Here is a 14,896-nt window from a genome sequence, read left to right as displayed (position 1 = left end):
CATTGCCGAACAACCTCACATTGCTAAGTGAATGCCCGACCCAAGCCAGAAGTGAGATCGAAAATGGGCCGGTATCGTTTGTATTCTGATCGTTTAAAGGACGCCCAAAAGGCCGGAGAAGCCGATGTCTATGAGTATGACTACTTCCCCGAAAAACTAAGGGTGCAAGTTCGCCAGATCGTTAGTGACGCGCTCGGCGAAAACTATCGATATTTCGCGAAAGATTGGCATGAAAACCCGGCGGGCGTCTGGGCACATAAAACACTCACTCGCGAAAAGGGCCGCGACCATTTTGGATACAACGCGAAGCACCCCCAGTCAGATCTGCTGGCGTTCCTTCAGAAGTGCGAGAATCCTGATTTTATCGATGTCTTAGAAGTTTGTTGCGTCGCCATTGTCGACCACACTCCGGCGCTAGGAATTGGGTGGAAACGAACCTCGCCGAGTGAGGCAATTGACGAAATTAATTTCCGCCTTCGGGATGCTGGCGTCGGCTTTGAATTTCAAAGTGACCGCTTGATCCGAGTAGATTCTCAGTTTCTTCACGCGGAAGCGATCAAGCCTGCGCTCTCTTTACTCAATCAAGCCGGATTTGAGGGACCGGAAGCAGAATTCATTGGCGCTCATGACCACTATCGATCCGGCCACTACAAAGAAGCCATCACCGAAGCTGCCAAGGCATTTGAAAGCCTGATGAAGGCAGTATGCAATCAAAAGGGCTGGGATTTTCCAAAGGGCGCGAGGGCAAGTGATCTGCTGAAGGTGCTGCGAACAAATAATCTTTGGCCCGACTACCTCGACGCTAGCTTTGATCAATTGCTCGGGACCCTGGCTTCGGGCTTACCCAAAGTCCGGAATGACGATGCCGTGCATGGACAGGGCGCCGTCCCGAAAACTGTGCCAGGCTATATTGCCGCCTACGCGTTACACCTCTCGGCCGCGAAAATGGTCCTCATTGCAAAAGCTGCGGGCTTGGCGAACTCGGCTTAGTTCGCCGGCACCCGTCCGCTTCAGTTGTGTTGATTTTGTCAGCTCACCAACCAACAGCGAAAGGAAGCCGACATACAAGGATCGGAGGACGATAAACGGCTGAGTCTAAACAGAAAAATCCGTTTCAAATCGAAACGCCCCGTTTAACGCCCCGTTTTGGGTTTTCCGAAATTTACGGTAAGCCGACAGATGCCTCATAAGACATTGAAATATATGGAGAAAAAATGGTGGGCGTGGCAAGGATTGAACTTGCGACCCCTGCGATGTCAACACAGTGCTCTACCACTGAGCTACACGCCCACTCTGGGGTAACCGCCGCGGTCTGCGACGTGATCATCTGGCGGGGCCTTTAGGCAAGCCTGCCGCGAAGGGCAAGGCCCTTAGAGACGTCCGTGCTGATCTTCGCTTTGGAAGAGCCGATCAACCTCCGCAACAAGGTCCTTCAAGTGGAACGGCTTTGATAAAAGCTTGGCTTCTGGCGTTGTCCGTCCAGCCTGAAGCGCAACGGCAGCGAAACCGGTGATGAACATGACACGAATTGCCGAATCGATCGCGCTGGCCTTCTGTGCGAGCTCGATCCCGTCCATCTCCGGCATGACGATATCGGTCAGGAGCAGGTCAAAGCGCCCAGGCTGGAGCAAGGGCAAGGCTTCTGTCCCGCAACCCACGGCTTCGACCTCATAGCCGACGCGCTGCAGCGCGCGCTGCAGATATTCGCGCATCGACTGATCGTCTTCAGCAAGGAGGATGCGAACCATGGCCATGACTATGCTCTGAACGCACGGAATTTACCAGCGGCTCCATCGCCGCTCCGCTTGCTGTCCGAATTTGGCACGGCTACCTCTGCTCGCTTGAAACGCGTGCCTCTCCCCGCCCCGATCGTCATCGAGCATCGCAGCGACCTGCCGGTCCTTCTTTCCATTCCCCATTCCGGGCGGACTTACCCCGATTGGCTCGTGGACTCCGCCGTTTCGGGACTTCGCTCGCTTGTCGGTCTTGAAGATCCGCTCGTCGACCGGCTTGCCTGGCGCGCCATTTCCGCAGGCCATGGTGCGGTCATCGCAACGGCCGCCCGAGCGGCAATCGACTGCAACCGCGCCCCCACGAAGTCGACCCTAACCTGGTGACCGGTGTCGCATCGTTTGCGCCCTCGAAGCGCGCGGCAGCGGGACTCGGCATCATCCCAGCGCGTACGGCAGCTTCCGGCAATCTCTGGCGGACGCCTATCGAGCGCCAAGAACTAGAGCTTCGTTTGGCTGAGGCCCATGAGCCATTCCATCGCGCTATCGAGGAGAAACTTGGGCAGATTTCTGCTGTGCACGGCACGGCTTTACTGCTTGACTGCCATTCCATGCCGCCGAGACGTGGCCAAGCCGAGCTCGTCATAGGGAATCGGTTTGGCAGCAGTACGTCCCAATGGATTGCGGACGAGGCCGCACGCATCGCTCGTTCCGCAGGTTGGACCGTCGCCTTGAACGAGCCATATGCCGGTGGCCATGTCGTCGAGCGTCACGGCGATCCGGCCAACGACGTCCACGCGCTCCAGATTGAGATCGACAGGCGCTGCTATTGCGCCTCGGACTTACGATCCCCTGGACCAGGCTTCGATCGCACAGCGAGGTTCCTCGCCGACCTGGCGGCTAGAATGGGCGAAGGCCTCACTCGCCTGCAAGCCATCGCCGCAGAGTAAAAAAAGGCCGCTCTGGCGAATGCCGGAGCGGCCTTGAGTTCAGGGAGGAACGCAGATCAAAACGAAATGCGCTGCCGCCACGATGTCCAGGGGGTGAAAAGACACCGCCGAACGGCATGATAATCAAATGGGGCCGAATCGGCTGGGTTCAATCGGGAAGCCCGTCGCTCCGACGCAGGAAAATCACGCCTCGGCGTCGTTACCAATCTTTTCGCTCTTGGTCTTACCGGCAGGGGCCGGCTGAACGGAGGCGACCGGCCCCTTGCCTTGCTGAACCTGGCGGTAGAACAGGTCGCGAATTAGGCCGAGCGACATCAGGTGAGCGAAGATCAGCGGCAGCACGCCGTTCTGGTTGAGCTTGCGAAGCTCGTCACCCCTCATGTTCCGAAGCTTTTCTTCGTCGACCATGCGGAAGCCACGATAGACGAATGGCTGGTCCGCACCTTCAGGCTGGACCGAGACCTCGCCTTCCATCAGCAGTTCGGCCTTCTGGAGCTCTTGGATGAAGGCGTGGGTGCGCTGCCCCGCAGTTTCGAACTGCTCGCAGAATGCGAGAATGTTGCGAGTGAGGTCACTCGGCTGGTCGCCATCGAAAAGAGCATCGCCCTCGTTTTCGTCCAAGCTACCCGCGGTCGGATCGAAGCAGAGCGACAGCTCGTCGCTGTCAGGACGCAATTTGGCAAGCATGAAGGGGAAACGCCGAAGATAGGCGGGCATGTAGGCTTGATCGTCGATCGGCTTGCCTTCGCCGTCGATGAACGTGTTGACGCCCTCATTCAATCCCATGAGCGCCAGCGGAACCGGAACCTCGCCCGCGGAAAAGATGATCGGGTAGGTGCGCTGCGCAGGAATGAACTCGTCGATCGTGACCGGAATGGCATGGACCTGGCCCACATTCGGAATGGTCTGCTGCCGCTTGAGCTTCATTTTCGAATGCTGGCCGGAATTCAGCGGCTCAAGTCCGCGGTAGAGTAGCGGCAGGTTGGCATTGCCCTGCGGTTGAGTAGCCATGTTTTGGTCTCCATCAAGATTCCGGCGAACGGCGGCAAGGCACGAAAAGACCGGTAGAAAGTTCGCCGCAGGCTCTAGGAAAGCCCCCTGCAGCGCGCAAGTCTTTCCGGACGCTTGCGGCAATTCATCGATTGTTCAATCCTCGGCTGACACTGCCATGACTGCAATGAACGGCCCATCCCTTGTATCATTCAATTCTCGCCTTCCTGACTGCGCTTCTGGCGGGCGGGGATCCGGAGCCTCAGCCTCCTCAGGGCGTGCGAATCATGAGCGTCGAACAGCGACTGATCGTCCGGGTGCCGGTGCGTCCGCGAGCGAAAGGCCGACTTCGGTGGGAGGAGGCCGACCACGGCCCGAAGTGCCTGCCCATTGGCGCCTTGGCCGGCGCGTCGCTGGCGGGAAGCGACGGGATCGACTTTGTGCTCCGTGGGCGACAGCGCGTCCGCGCCAAGCTCGACGACGATTGCGGCGGGCTCGATTTTTGGGAGGGCTTCTACGTTCAGCCAGAAGACCGCCGTATCTGCGCCGGACGGGACGAGATTCGCTCCAGAGTAGGGGCAGTCTGCGGCATCAGGCGTTTTCGAATGCTTGTTCCTCACCTCGATAACGAGGAATGACGGCCTGATTCCTTGATTTTTCAGCGCAGCAAGGCTAGCGCGCGTACGGCGGCCCGAATGTTTGGCCCCATACTTTTTCCGGACATTCGATCATATGAGTTTTGCCGACCTCGGCCTTTCCGACCACTTGCTGCGCGCCGTCGGCGATTCCGGCTACGACCAGCCGACGCCGATCCAGAAGGCCGCCATTCCTGCCGTCCTGATGGGCAAGGACCTGATCGGCATCGCCCAGACCGGAACCGGAAAGACGGCCGCGTTCGTCCTGCCGATGATCGACATCCTCGCTGAAGGCCGTGGACGCGCGCGAATGCCCCGCAGCCTCATCCTTGAGCCGACGCGCGAACTTGCTGCCCAGGTCGCCGAAAACTTCGAGAAATACGGCGTACATCACAAGCTCTCGATGGCTCTCCTTATCGGTGGCGTGCAGATGGGAGACCAGGTCAAGGCACTCGAGAAGGGTGTCGACGTCCTGATTGCTACCCCCGGCCGCCTCATGGACCTTTTTGAGCGGGGCAAGATACTCCTTACCGGCTGCGACCTGCTTGTGATCGATGAAGCAGACCGAATGCTGGACATGGGTTTCATTCCGGACATCGAAAGCATTTGCTCGAAGCTTCCGAAGAACCGCCAGACCTTGCTGTTTTCGGCGACCATGCCGCCGCCGATCAAAAAGTTGTCCGACAAGTTCCTGACTGATCCCAAGACGGTCGAAGTCGCAAGGCCGGCGACCGCCAACATCAATATCGACCAGCGGCTGATACTCGTGGCGGCTCCAAAGAAGCGCGACGTCCTGCGTTCGGTCCTGCGTGGGGAAGAAGTTCGCAACGCCATCATCTTCTGCAACCGCAAGACAACGGTGCGCGAGCTCGCAACCAGTCTTAAGCGGTCCGGTTTCCGCGTCGGGCAAATCCATGGCGACATGGAGCAAAAGGATCGTTTGGCCGAACTGGCCCGCTTCAAAGCGGACGAGATCAATATTCTGGTGGCATCCGACGTCGCTGCTCGCGGGCTCGACATCAAGGGTGTCAGCCATGTAGTCAATTTCGACGTACCCTGGCAGCCCGACGATTATATCCACCGCATTGGCCGAACGGGCCGCGCGGGAGCCCTCGGGACGGCTTACACGCTAGCGACCAAGGACGACGCCGAAGCCATAGCCGGAATAGAAAAGCTGGTCGGGATGCCGATCCCGCGCGACGGTGCCGCAAAGGCGCCGCGCGACGCTGAAGGCGAGAGTCCTTCGCGTTCCAAAGATCTCCCCGATCCGGAATTACCGAAGGCGCGCCGAGACGAGCCGAAAAGCGATGGCAAGCCGCCCATGGAACGCGATTCCAAACACGATCGCACTCGAGCACCGCAAGCCACCGCAAAGCCGCGGAGCGACGGGCCGAAGCAGAAGGTCGATAGCGTTTCGACCGATGGCGACTGGTGCGGCCCGATCCCCGGTTTTCTGTCGCAAAGCGCGCTTTAATCTGAAGCAAAAGGCTAAGCCGGGGCCTAACCACAAGCCGCTAGGTCAGGTGGATCGGGCCCGATAGCGAGCTAGAAAGGCGTCTGCGTGCGCGTCGTACCGCTGCTCGGCAATGGCACCGCGAATGGCGGCCATCATCTGTTGATAGAAGGTGAGGTTGTGCTCGGTCATCAACATCGCCCCGAGGATCTCGCCTGACCGAACAAGGTGATGAACGTAGGCACGGCTGTAAGTCGCGCAAGTAGGGCAACCGCAATTAGGGTCGAGCGGCTCGCGGTCTTCCGCAAAGCGCGCGTTGCGAATGTTGATCGGCCCGTCGGCGGTGAAAGCCTGCCCCGTACGTCCCGAACGGGTCGGAAGCACGCAATCGAACATGTCGATACCGCGCCGAACGGCCTCGACGATATCGTCGGGCTTGCCGACCCCCATAAGATAGCGCGGCTTATCGGAGGGCAGCTGGTCAGGCGCAAAGTCGAGGCAGGCCAGCATCGCGTCATGTCCTTCACCCACCGCAAGGCCGCCGACCGCATATCCGTCGAAGCCAATCTCAATCAGCGCCTGAGCCGATTCGCGGCGCAATCCTTCGTCCAGGACACCCTGCTGGATCCCGAAGATGGCAGCGCTTTCCGCATGCTCGCCGCCGCCATCGAACGCCTCCCGGCTTCGCTTTGCCCAGCGAATGGACCGTTCCATTGCCGATCGTTGCTTGCGAGGCTCCGAGTCCGGCCGGACAAGCTCGTCGAACTGCATGACGATATCGGAGCCGAGAAGTCGTTGCACTTCGATCGAGCGTTCGGGCGTCAGCAAATGCTTCGAACCATCGAGATGGCTGCGAAAGGCAACGCCCTCGTCCGTTACCTTGGTGAGGTCGCTTAGGGACATGACCTGATAGCCACCGCTGTCGGTGAGGATCGGACGCGGCCAGTTCATGAAGCGATGAAGCCCGCCGAGCTTTGCGATCCGCTCCGCTCCCGGCCGAAGCATCAAGTGATAGGTATTACCGAGGATGATGTCGGCGCCCGTCGAACGGACGTTTTCCGGTTTCATCGCCTTGACCGTGGCAGCCGTGCCGACGGGCATGAAGGCCGGTGTGCGGATTTCTCCGCGATGCATGGCGATCGTGCCAGTACGAGCCTTACCGTCGGTCGCGGCAATCGAAAATTCAAAGCGCGTCATGCGTTTGGCAGTAGTAGAGAGGAATCGCCGTAGGAATAGAAGCGGTAGCCTTCGCGGATCGCATGCGCATAGGCCGACTTCATGACGTCGAGGCCCATCAAGGCGGAGACCAGCATGAAGAGCGTCGACTTGGGCAGGTGGAAGTTGGTCATCAGCCCGTCAATCGCCTTGAACCGATAGCCCGGCGTTATGAAGATCGCCGTGTCGCCTTCGAACGGTTGAATCGTGCCATCTTCATCCGCCGCGCTCTCCAGCAGCCGGAGCGACGTGGTTCCTACCGCGATTATCCGGCCGCCCGCAGCGCGTGTACGGTTTAACCGCTCCGCCGTGGTAGCATCGATCCGGCCCCACTCGCTGTGCATCTTGTGATCGGCGGTATTGGTGGCCTTGACCGGCAGGAACGTCCCGGCGCCAACGTGGAGGGTCAGCGTCTCGCGACGGACGCCCCGCGAATCTAGGGCTGATATCAGGGCGTCCGTGAAGTGTAGTGCGGCTGTGGGCGCTGCTACGGCGCCCTCTTCCCGCGCGAACATCGTTTGATAGTCGCTGCGATCCGCTTCGTCGGTCGGGCGTTTGCCGGCGATGTATGGTGGAAGCGGCATTTGCCCTGCGCGCTCGAGAAGCAGCTCAACGGGTTCCTCACCGTGGAAGGCAAGCAGGATAGCTCCGTCCTGGTCCTTAGCCACGGCACTGGCCCGAACGCCCTCGCCGAAGTCGACCAGGTCACCCTCGCGGACTCGCCTGGCATTGCGAACAAAGGCCCACCATTCGCGCGGACCCTCCCGCTTGTGGAGTGTCGCGCCAATGCTCGCCTCACCCTTCTTTCCCTCGAGTTGAGCGGGAATGACGCGCGTATCGTTGAAGACCAGGACGTCGCCAGCGCGAAGCAGGGACGGCAAGTCACCGACCACACGGTCGCTAATCGCATGGCCCTCCACCACCAGCATTCGCGCAGAATCGCGCGGACGCGCCGGACGGAGGGCAATCCGATCTTGCGGCAGGTCGAAATCGAATTCGTCGACGCGCATTATTGCGCTGAGGCGGGCTCCGCCGTCGCTTGCGCAACGGCCGGCGCAGCGGGAAGCGGCCCATCAATCCACATGCGGACGATCTTGGTCGGCGCGGCGGGAGGCTCGCCCGGCGCGATGCCATCGACATATTGCATGCCGGAAATCACCCGGCCGAATGCGGTATACTTCTTGTCGAGCCGCATCGTTGGAGCAAGGACGATGAAGAACTGGCTGTTAGCGCTGTCGGGCGATTCCGAGCGCGCCATCGAAATGACGCCGCGCATATGCGGCAGACTGTTAAACTCCGCCGCGATATCCGGAAGCTGCGAGCCGCCTGCCCCAGTCCCTTGAGGATCGCCGCCCTGCGCCATGAAACCGGGGATGACGCGGTGGAACGTAAGCCCGTTGTAAAAACCCGAAGTGGCCAGTTGCTGAACCCGATAGACGTGGTTCGGCGCGGCATCGGGCCGAAGCTGGACCACGACGGTGCCGCCGCTCGACAGTTCGATATTCAGTCGGTTTGCCGGGTCAGCTGCGACTTCCGCCGGCGGAGTGATCGACAACGCCGGCTTGGACTGGTCCGCTGGCGTCGCGGCGGTCAGGAAGAAAGCGGCAGCCGAAATCAAGGCACGATTCATCACGAGAGTTGGTCCCTTACCCACGGCGAATGATCACAATGTTCGCGCTGTCGAGCATGATTGCCAAGTGCCCAACAGACGCTGAACCCCGGCCGAATGCATTGGCAGATCGTCGGCCCCGGGACAGAGGTTTTTCAGGATTTCAGCTTTGCGGCGACATCGGCAGCAACGGGTGGGCTAACGAACTTGTCGATCGGCCCCCATAGCGCGCAATTTCCTTGACCAGATTCGATGCGATGGGCTGCAGCGAAACGTCCGCCATCAGGAATACGGTTTCGATGTTGTCGTTCAGCTTCTGGTTCATGCCGGCCATCTGATACTCGTATTCGAAGTCGGCGACTGCCCTAAGCCCACGCAAGATGACGCTTGCGCCCTGGCTTTCGGCAAAATCCATCAGCAGGGAATTGAATGTGACAACGCGGACGTTCGGCAGGTCCGCCAGCTCCCTCTGGACCATCGCCAGCCGCTCTTCGACCGAAAACATGGGAGACTTCGAAGGGTTGGTTGTGACCCCGACCACCAGCGTGTCGACGAGGTGCGTGCTGCGGCGAATGATGTCCATATGGCCCAGCGTGATGGGATCGAAAGTCCCGGGATAGACAGCCACCCGCTCGGTCATCGGTCACGCTCCGTTATGTAACGAGCAATAGCGCGCAAGAGGTCGGCCTCCTCGCCATGGCTGGCAAGATGCTCAATGGCTTGGGTCACAAGGAACTCAGCCTGCTGCCGAGCGCGGTCTCGTCCGAGGAGTGAGACGAATGTCGCTTTCCCCGCACCTGCATCCTTGCCGACACGCTTGCCTGCCGCTTCCTCGTTCCCATCGTGATCTATGAGGTCGTCGGCGATCTGAAAGGCCAGGCCGATATTCCGCGCATAGCCGCGGCAGTGTGTCCGGGATTCATCGGGCAAGCGGCCCATGATGCACGCCGCTTCGACCGCGAACTCGATCAGCGCCCCGGTCTTGAGTTGCTGCATCCGGGTAATCGCCGAGACGTCGAGCGCCTGCCCTTCCGCTGCTAGGTCAAGCATCTGGCCGCCGCCCATGCCTTCCAGACCCGATGCCTTCGCAAGACCCATCAACAATTCGCAGCGGACAAAAGGGTCCTCATGCGTAGCCGGATCGGCCATGATTTCGAACGCGAGGTCATGGAAGCAATCGCCGGCGAGGACGGCAGTCGCCTCATCGAAGGCCTTGTGAACGGTCGGCTTGCCGCGACGCAGGTCGTCATCGTCCATGCACGGCAAATCGTCATGGATCAGGGAGTAAACATGAATGGCTTCAATCGCCGTCCCGGCGCGAACGGCGCGCCCTTCGTCTATTCCGAAAAGGCGCGCGGCAGCCACGGTCAACAGCGGGCGCAGCCGCTTCCCGCCGCCAATTGCCGCGTGCCGCATCGCCTCATAAAGGCGCGCACGGCCGTCGGCCGGAACCGGGAGAAAGAAAGAGAAGAGGTCATCGACCGCTCCTCCGATCCGCCGGCTCTCGCCCAGTACGGAGGGCAGCGGCCGATCGACCATCTCAATCGGCATCGAACGGCTCGGTACCGGTCGGCTGTCCGTCGGGCCCGAGTGCGATCTTCTCGATCCGCTCCTGCGCCGCCTTGAGCCGCGCTTCGCAGTGCCGCTTAAGGCGGTCGCCGCGCTGATAGAGCTCAATGGATTGGTCGAGCGGTGCGCTGCCCTGCTCAAGCGTTCGTACAATCTGTTCGAGCTCGCCAAGCGCTGTCTCGAAGCTCATCGCACCGATGTCGTCGTCGCCGTCCATAACTTAAATCCTGAAGCGGGAGGCGACGAATGGCAAGCCGCCGTTCAGCGCTTGAACGGATCCTTGATGCCCGGCACGATCTCGTCGGAGGCCAGTTCCTCTCCGCGCGCCTCGGCTTCGGCTGCGGCCAGCGCCGCCTCCACCTCCCGAACGTGAGCCTCACGCTCGGCACGAAGCTGCTCGATAAGCGCGTCGCGATCGCCTTCAAATCGCGTGTCGCCCTGCGCTTCCATGCCGGCTGCCTTCTGGGCCTTGGCGACGGCCGCATCGAGCTCGCGCTGCGTGGTGAGGCCGAGCGTAACCGGGTCCTTCGGCTGGATGTTGGCCATGTTCCAGTGGCTGCGGTCGCGAATGGCCGCAATGGTCGTCCGGGTGGTGCCGATCAGCTTTCCGATCTGCCCATCCGAAACCTCCGGATGATTGCGAATAATCCAGGCGATTCCGTCCGGCTTGTCCTGGCGCTTGGAGACCGGCGTGTAGCGCGGCCCCTTAGTGCGGGTGACGGCGTCGGGCGCCTTGATCATCTGAAGTTCGTAATCTGGATCGGCCTGGCCTCGCTCGATCTCTTCGTGGGTCAACTCGCCCGAACGGATCGGGTCGCGGCCGGTCAGCTTCGTTGCCGCGGTGTCGTCCGCGATCGCCTGGACCTCGAGGATGTGAAGACCGCAGAAATCCGCGATTTGCGAGAAGCTGAGGGACGTGTTGTCGACCAGCCAGGCGGCGGTCGCGTGGGGCATGAGCGGCTGAGCCATCTCGATTCTCCGAAAACAAGAAGGGCCGCCCCATCGAAGGAGCGGCCAAGTCGGAAATTCACCTAGTCCGGTTGGCCCGATAGGGCAAGGTCAGTCGATGGTGAGAACGATCTTTCCGATGTGTGTTCCACCTTCCATCCGGGCGTGGGCGGCGGCGGCCTCGGCGAGCGGGAAGGTTGAGTCGATCACCGGCTTGAGCCGATTGCCCTCCACGTAAGGCCAGACGGTCCGGCCGATTTCATCGGCTACCATCGCCTTGAAGGCGAGATCGCGGGGACGAAGGGTCGATCCGGTGAGCGTCAACCTGCGGCGCATCACTTCCGGGATCGGTATCTGTGCCTCGGCCCCGCGCTGAAAGGCGATCGAGACATGGCGCCCATCATCAGCCAGGCAGGCGAGGTTTCGCGCCACATAGTCCCCGCCAACCATATCGAGGACGACGTCGACTCCCCGCCCTCGGTCAGCTGCTTGACCTCGGAAACGAAGTCCATGGTGGTGTAGTTGATAGCGTGAGTCGCACCCATCTTAAGCGCAGCATCGCACTTTTCGTCGGTACCGCAGGTGACGATGACGTCGAGTCCAAACAGGCTGCCGAGCTTGATCGCCATCGTACCGATGCCGCTGGTACCGCCGTGGATCAGAACTGTATCGCCGTCGGCGGCGAAGCCACGTTCGAAGAGGTTGATCCACACGGTGAACAATGTTTCGGGCATGGCCGCGGCTTCGATCAGCCTGAGCACCTCGGGTACGGGCAGGCAGGTGCCGGCCGGCGCCACGCAATATTCCGCGTAGCCGCCACCGGCGACAAGCGCGCAGACCTGGCTTCCGACAAGGTGGACTGCGCCCTTCCCGGCCGCAACGACCGTCCCCGCGATTTCCAGGCCCGGAATATCCGAGGCTCCGGGCGGCGGCGGATAAAGTCCTCGGCGCTGAAGAACGTCAGGCCGGTTAACGCCGGCGGCTGCCACTTTGACCAGCACCTCCGCCGGACCGGGCGCGGGCACTTGCCGCTCCTCCATGACAAGGCTTTCCGGGCCGCCTGGCGAGGAAATGGCGATGACGCGCATTGAGCTGGGGATAACCACGCGCAGACTTATTGACAGGCGTCGGCGGCGGGTCAACGCTACGTGCCATGGACGAGGAAGATGATTTCAAGCCCGGCCAGCCGATCGTCGAGCTCGGCAAGGAAGACCTCGACCCCTTTTCCATCGAAGAGCTAGACCAGCGTGTTGCGCGCCTTCGCGCGGAAATCGCCCGCGTCGAGGCCCACAAGGCCCGCGCATCGGCCCATCGCAGCGCGGCAGATGAGCTGTTCAAGCGTTCCTAGAAGCGATGAACTGAGGCGCCGAAGCGCTTCGAAGCCCTTGATCGTGCAGTCACTTCTACCGACATTGAGGCCCTAAGGAGCAGATATGGCCATTTTCGTTCGCGCGCTTGAACAGACCCTCTCCAACGCTCTCGGGGAAGCGAGCAAGCGTCGCCATGAGTACGCAACGCTCGAGCACTTGCTGATCGCGCTTATCGACGATGAGCACGCCAGTCAGGTGATGACCGCGTGCGGAGTCAACCGCGACGAATTGAAGGCAATGGTAAAGGGCTATCTCGACAACGAGCTTGGCGCTCTGGTTGCCGACAGCGCGACCGATCCCACGCCGACCAGCGGTTTCCAGCGCGTTGTTCAGCGCGCGATCCTTCACGTCCAGTCTTCGGGACGGGACGAGGTAACTGGAGCGAACGTTCTGGTCGCTCTCTTCTCCGAACGTGAAAGCTACGCCGTCTACTTCCTGCAGCAGCAGGATATGAGCCGGCTGGATGCGGTCACTTACATCAGCCACGGTGTCGGCAAAGGCGAGGCCGCGGCCGAGCCACGCGAAAGCAATGGTGGAAGCGAAGAGAAGACCGAAGGGAAGAGCGACAAGAAGGAGAGCGCCCTCGCCCAGTTCACGGTCAACCTCAACGAGAAAGCCAAGACCGGCAAAATCGACCCGCTGATCGGCCGCGGAAGCGAGGTCGACCGGACGGTGCAGATTCTTTGTCGCCGCTCGAAGAACAATCCCCTCTACGTTGGCGATCCCGGCGTCGGGAAGACCGCTATTGCAGAAGGACTCGCCCGCAAGATCGTGCTTGGCGAAGTTCCGGACGTCCTGAAGGAAGCGGTGATCTACTCGCTCGACATGGGCGCACTTCTCGCCGGCACGCGCTACCGCGGCGATTTCGAGGAGCGGCTGAAATCGGTGGTTTCCGAACTCGAAAAGCTGCCGAACGCCATCCTGTTCATCGACGAGATCCACACCGTCATCGGCGCAGGCGCGACCAGCGGCGGCGCAATGGACGCATCGAACCTGCTGAAGCCCGCGCTTTCAAGCGGAGCGATCCGCTGCATCGGCTCGACCACTTACAAGGAATTCCGCAATCACTTCGAGAAGGACCGCGCCCTGCTTCGCCGGTTCCAGAAGATCGATGTCAACGAACCGACGATCGAGGAGACGATCAAGATCATCGCCGGGTTGCGCTCCAGCTTCGAGGAGCATCATGGCGTGCGCTACACGCCTGACGCCGTGAAAAGCGCCGTGGAGCTTTCGGACCGTTACATCCACGACCGCAAGCTGCCGGACAAGGCGATCGATGTGATCGACGAGGTGGGGGCGATGCAGATGCTCCTGCCGCCCTCGAGGCGCAAAAAGACTATCACCGTCAAGGAGATCGAAGCGGTCGTCGCGACGATGGCGCGTATCCCGCCGAAGTCGGTCAGCACTGATGACAAGCGCGTACTCGAGTCGCTCGAAGCCGACTTGAAAAGGGTAGTCTTCGGCCAGGACCTTGCTATCGAAAAGCTTGCCAGCGCGATCAAGCTGTCCCGCGCCGGTCTTCGCGATCCCGACAAGCCGATCGGCAATTACCTGTTCAGCGGGCCCACTGGCGTCGGCAAGACGGAGGTCGCCCGCCAGCTAGCCCATATCATGGGCATTCCGCTCCAGCGCTTCGACATGTCGGAATATATGGAGCGCCATTCGGTCAGCCGGCTGATCGGCGCACCTCCGGGTTACGTAGGCTACGATCAGGGCGGCCTACTGACGGACGCTGTCGACCAGCATCCGCACAGCGTCCTGCTGCTCGACGAGATCGAGAAGGCGCACCCGGACCTGTTCAACATCCTGTTGCAGGTGATGGATAACGGCAAGCTCACGGACCACCACGGCAAGACCGTCGACTTCCGCAACACCATCCTCATCATGACGACCAATGCCGGCGCCGCCGATATGGCGCGAGAGAGCATCGGGTTCGGAGCGATGAGCCGCGAGGATGCACAGGAAGACGCTGTCAAGAAGATGTTCACGCCCGAGTTCCGCAACCGCCTCGATGCGGTCGTGCCGTTCGGCTACCTGCCGCCGGCCGTGGTCTCCCGGGTCGTCGACAAGTTCATCCTTCAGCTCGAACTGCAGCTGCAGGACCGCGGCGTTCATATCGAGCTGGACGACGAGGCGCGGCAGTGGCTGGTCGGCAAGGGCTACGACAAGCTCTACGGCGCCCGTCCGATGGCGCGCCTGGTGCAGGAGAAGATCAAGCAGCCGCTCGCCGAGGAACTCCTGTTCGGCAAGCTTGTCGATGGCGGCGAGGTCAAGGTGCGGATGAAGGACGGGGCTCCGTCATTCGAGATCACACCCGCACCGCCGAAGGCTCCGAAGGCCAAACCCAAAAAGGTCAGAAAGATCGCCAAGTCGGAGAAATCGGCCGACTAACCGGCTCTTGCGTTGCTGACCCATTCTGCTTTGGTC

General features: G+C 61.0%; 15 protein-coding genes, 1 tRNA gene and 2 pseudogenes. 7 read left to right on the top strand and 11 right to left on the bottom strand.

The genetic code is table 11. The features are described from left to right. Positions 1–63: 63 nt before the first annotated feature. Complete coding sequence (locus G7076_RS02840) at positions 64–990, top strand: HEPN domain-containing protein (protein ID WP_166200246.1); 927 nt, start codon at positions 64–66, stop codon at positions 988–990. Between the two features lie 225 nt (positions 991–1,215). On the opposite strand, the gene G7076_RS02835 is transcribed toward G7076_RS02840, so the two are convergent. Both G7076_RS02835 and G7076_RS02830 read right to left on the bottom strand, forming a co-directional pair. Next, positions 1,216–1,290: transfer RNA gene (locus tag G7076_RS02835), tRNA-Val, on the bottom strand. Positions 1,291–1,370: 80 nt separating this feature from the next. After that, complete coding sequence (locus tag G7076_RS02830; protein WP_166203301.1) at positions 1,371–1,748, bottom strand: response regulator; 378 nt, start codon at positions 1,746–1,748, stop codon at positions 1,371–1,373. Positions 1,749–1,850: 102 nt separating this feature from the next. Between G7076_RS02830 and G7076_RS12780 the strand changes: the two genes are divergently transcribed. Beyond that, positions 1,851–2,117, top strand: coding sequence for an N-formylglutamate amidohydrolase (locus tag G7076_RS12780; RefSeq protein ID WP_166200244.1), 267 nt, complete (start codon positions 1,851–1,853; stop codon positions 2,115–2,117). Then, positions 2,114–2,680, top strand: coding sequence for an N-formylglutamate amidohydrolase (locus G7076_RS02820; protein ID WP_166200242.1), 567 nt, complete (start codon positions 2,114–2,116; stop codon positions 2,678–2,680). Before G7076_RS12780 ends, G7076_RS02820 begins: the two co-directional genes overlap by 4 nt. A 183-nt stretch (positions 2,681–2,863) precedes the next feature. Here G7076_RS02820 and G7076_RS02815 read toward each other — a convergent pair whose 3' ends face one another. Further along, on the bottom strand, positions 2,864–3,691 hold the full coding sequence (locus G7076_RS02815; protein ID WP_166200240.1) for a SapC family protein: 828 nt from the start codon (positions 3,689–3,691) through the stop codon (positions 2,864–2,866). Positions 3,692–3,957: 266 nt separating this feature from the next. On the opposite strand from G7076_RS02815, the gene G7076_RS02810 reads away from it, so the two are divergent. Further along, positions 3,958–4,308, top strand: a complete 351-nt coding sequence (locus G7076_RS02810) for a hypothetical protein (RefSeq protein WP_166200238.1) — start codon at positions 3,958–3,960, stop codon at positions 4,306–4,308. 94 nt (positions 4,309–4,402) lie between these two features. After that, entirely contained in the window at positions 4,403–5,779 is a 1,377-nt protein-coding gene (locus G7076_RS02805; protein WP_166200236.1) for a DEAD/DEAH box helicase, read from the top strand. 45 nt (positions 5,780–5,824) lie between these two features. Here the strand turns inward: G7076_RS02805 and tgt are convergent, their stop codons facing one another. From tgt to G7076_RS02765, 8 genes and pseudogenes are all read right to left on the bottom strand, one after another. Further along, positions 5,825–6,955 carry a tRNA guanosine(34) transglycosylase Tgt gene (gene tgt, locus G7076_RS02800; RefSeq protein ID WP_166200234.1) on the bottom strand — a complete coding sequence of 377 codons (1,131 nt, stop codon included), beginning with the start codon at positions 6,953–6,955 and terminating at the stop codon, positions 5,825–5,827. Then, positions 6,952–7,983, bottom strand: coding sequence for a tRNA preQ1(34) S-adenosylmethionine ribosyltransferase-isomerase QueA (gene queA / locus G7076_RS02795; protein ID WP_166200232.1), 1,032 nt, complete (start codon positions 7,981–7,983; stop codon positions 6,952–6,954). The genes tgt and queA overlap by 4 nt, the downstream gene beginning before the upstream one ends. Continuing rightward, a complete protein-coding gene (locus G7076_RS02790) occupies positions 7,983–8,606 on the bottom strand; it encodes a peptidylprolyl isomerase (RefSeq protein WP_240913846.1) in 624 nt (207 codons plus the stop codon). The genes queA and G7076_RS02790 overlap by 1 nt, the downstream gene beginning before the upstream one ends. A gap of 131 nt (positions 8,607–8,737) precedes the next feature. Beyond that, positions 8,738–9,222 (bottom strand): annotated as a pseudogene (gene coaD, locus G7076_RS02785) (pantetheine-phosphate adenylyltransferase). Then, positions 9,219–10,133, bottom strand: coding sequence for a polyprenyl synthetase family protein (locus G7076_RS02780; RefSeq protein ID WP_240913845.1), 915 nt, complete (start codon positions 10,131–10,133; stop codon positions 9,219–9,221). Before G7076_RS02780 ends, coaD begins: the two are co-directional and overlap by 4 nt. Next, on the bottom strand, positions 10,123–10,368 hold the full coding sequence (locus G7076_RS02775) for an exodeoxyribonuclease VII small subunit (RefSeq protein ID WP_166200230.1): 246 nt from the start codon (positions 10,366–10,368) through the stop codon (positions 10,123–10,125). The genes G7076_RS02780 and G7076_RS02775 overlap by 11 nt, the downstream gene beginning before the upstream one ends. 44 nt (positions 10,369–10,412) lie before the next feature. Next, positions 10,413–11,120, bottom strand: a complete 708-nt coding sequence (locus G7076_RS02770) for a DUF1013 domain-containing protein (protein ID WP_166200228.1) — start codon at positions 11,118–11,120, stop codon at positions 10,413–10,415. A gap of 90 nt (positions 11,121–11,210) precedes the next feature. Beyond that, a pseudogene (locus G7076_RS02765) lies at positions 11,211–12,187 on the bottom strand (NAD(P)H-quinone oxidoreductase). A 65-nt stretch (positions 12,188–12,252) separates the two neighbouring features. On the opposite strand from G7076_RS02765, the gene G7076_RS02760 reads away from it, so the two are divergent. Next, complete coding sequence (locus tag G7076_RS02760; protein WP_166200226.1) at positions 12,253–12,447, top strand: DUF1192 domain-containing protein; 195 nt, start codon at positions 12,253–12,255, stop codon at positions 12,445–12,447. Positions 12,448–12,532: 85 nt separating this feature from the next. After that, positions 12,533–14,860, top strand: coding sequence for an ATP-dependent Clp protease ATP-binding subunit ClpA (clpA, locus tag G7076_RS02755; protein ID WP_166200224.1), 2,328 nt, complete (start codon positions 12,533–12,535; stop codon positions 14,858–14,860). Positions 14,861–14,896: the final 36 nt, after the last annotated feature.

Source organism: Sphingomonas sp. HDW15A (genome assembly GCF_011301715.1).
GTDB lineage: Bacteria > Pseudomonadota > Alphaproteobacteria > Sphingomonadales > Sphingomonadaceae > Sphingomicrobium.
The sequence above is the reverse complement of the archived record's forward strand: the minus strand, read 5'-3'. Positions and strand labels throughout refer to the sequence as shown.

Coding starts and splice junctions, on each gene's coding strand:
- G7076_RS02840 (WP_166200246.1), top strand. CDS start 64: ATGGGCCGGTATCGTTTGTATTCTGATCGTTTAAAGGACGCCCAAAAG.
- G7076_RS02830 (WP_166203301.1), bottom strand. CDS start 1,748: ATGGTTCGCATCCTCCTTGCTGAAGACGATCAGTCGATGCGCGAATAT.
- G7076_RS02815 (WP_166200240.1), bottom strand. CDS start 3,691: ATGGCTACTCAACCGCAGGGCAATGCCAACCTGCCGCTACTCTACCGC.
- G7076_RS02810 (WP_166200238.1), top strand. CDS start 3,958: ATGAGCGTCGAACAGCGACTGATCGTCCGGGTGCCGGTGCGTCCGCGA.
- G7076_RS02805 (WP_166200236.1), top strand. CDS start 4,403: ATGAGTTTTGCCGACCTCGGCCTTTCCGACCACTTGCTGCGCGCCGTC.
- tgt (WP_166200234.1), bottom strand. CDS start 6,955: ATGACGCGCTTTGAATTTTCGATTGCCGCGACCGACGGTAAGGCTCGT.
- queA (WP_166200232.1), bottom strand. CDS start 7,983: ATGCGCGTCGACGAATTCGATTTCGACCTGCCGCAAGATCGGATTGCC.
- G7076_RS02780 (WP_240913845.1), bottom strand. CDS start 10,133: ATGCCGATTGAGATGGTCGATCGGCCGCTGCCCTCCGTACTGGGCGAG.
- G7076_RS02775 (WP_166200230.1), bottom strand. CDS start 10,368: ATGGACGGCGACGACGACATCGGTGCGATGAGCTTCGAGACAGCGCTT.
- G7076_RS02770 (WP_166200228.1), bottom strand. CDS start 11,120: ATGGCTCAGCCGCTCATGCCCCACGCGACCGCCGCCTGGCTGGTCGAC.
- G7076_RS02760 (WP_166200226.1), top strand. CDS start 12,253: ATGGACGAGGAAGATGATTTCAAGCCCGGCCAGCCGATCGTCGAGCTC.
- clpA (WP_166200224.1), top strand. CDS start 12,533: ATGGCCATTTTCGTTCGCGCGCTTGAACAGACCCTCTCCAACGCTCTC.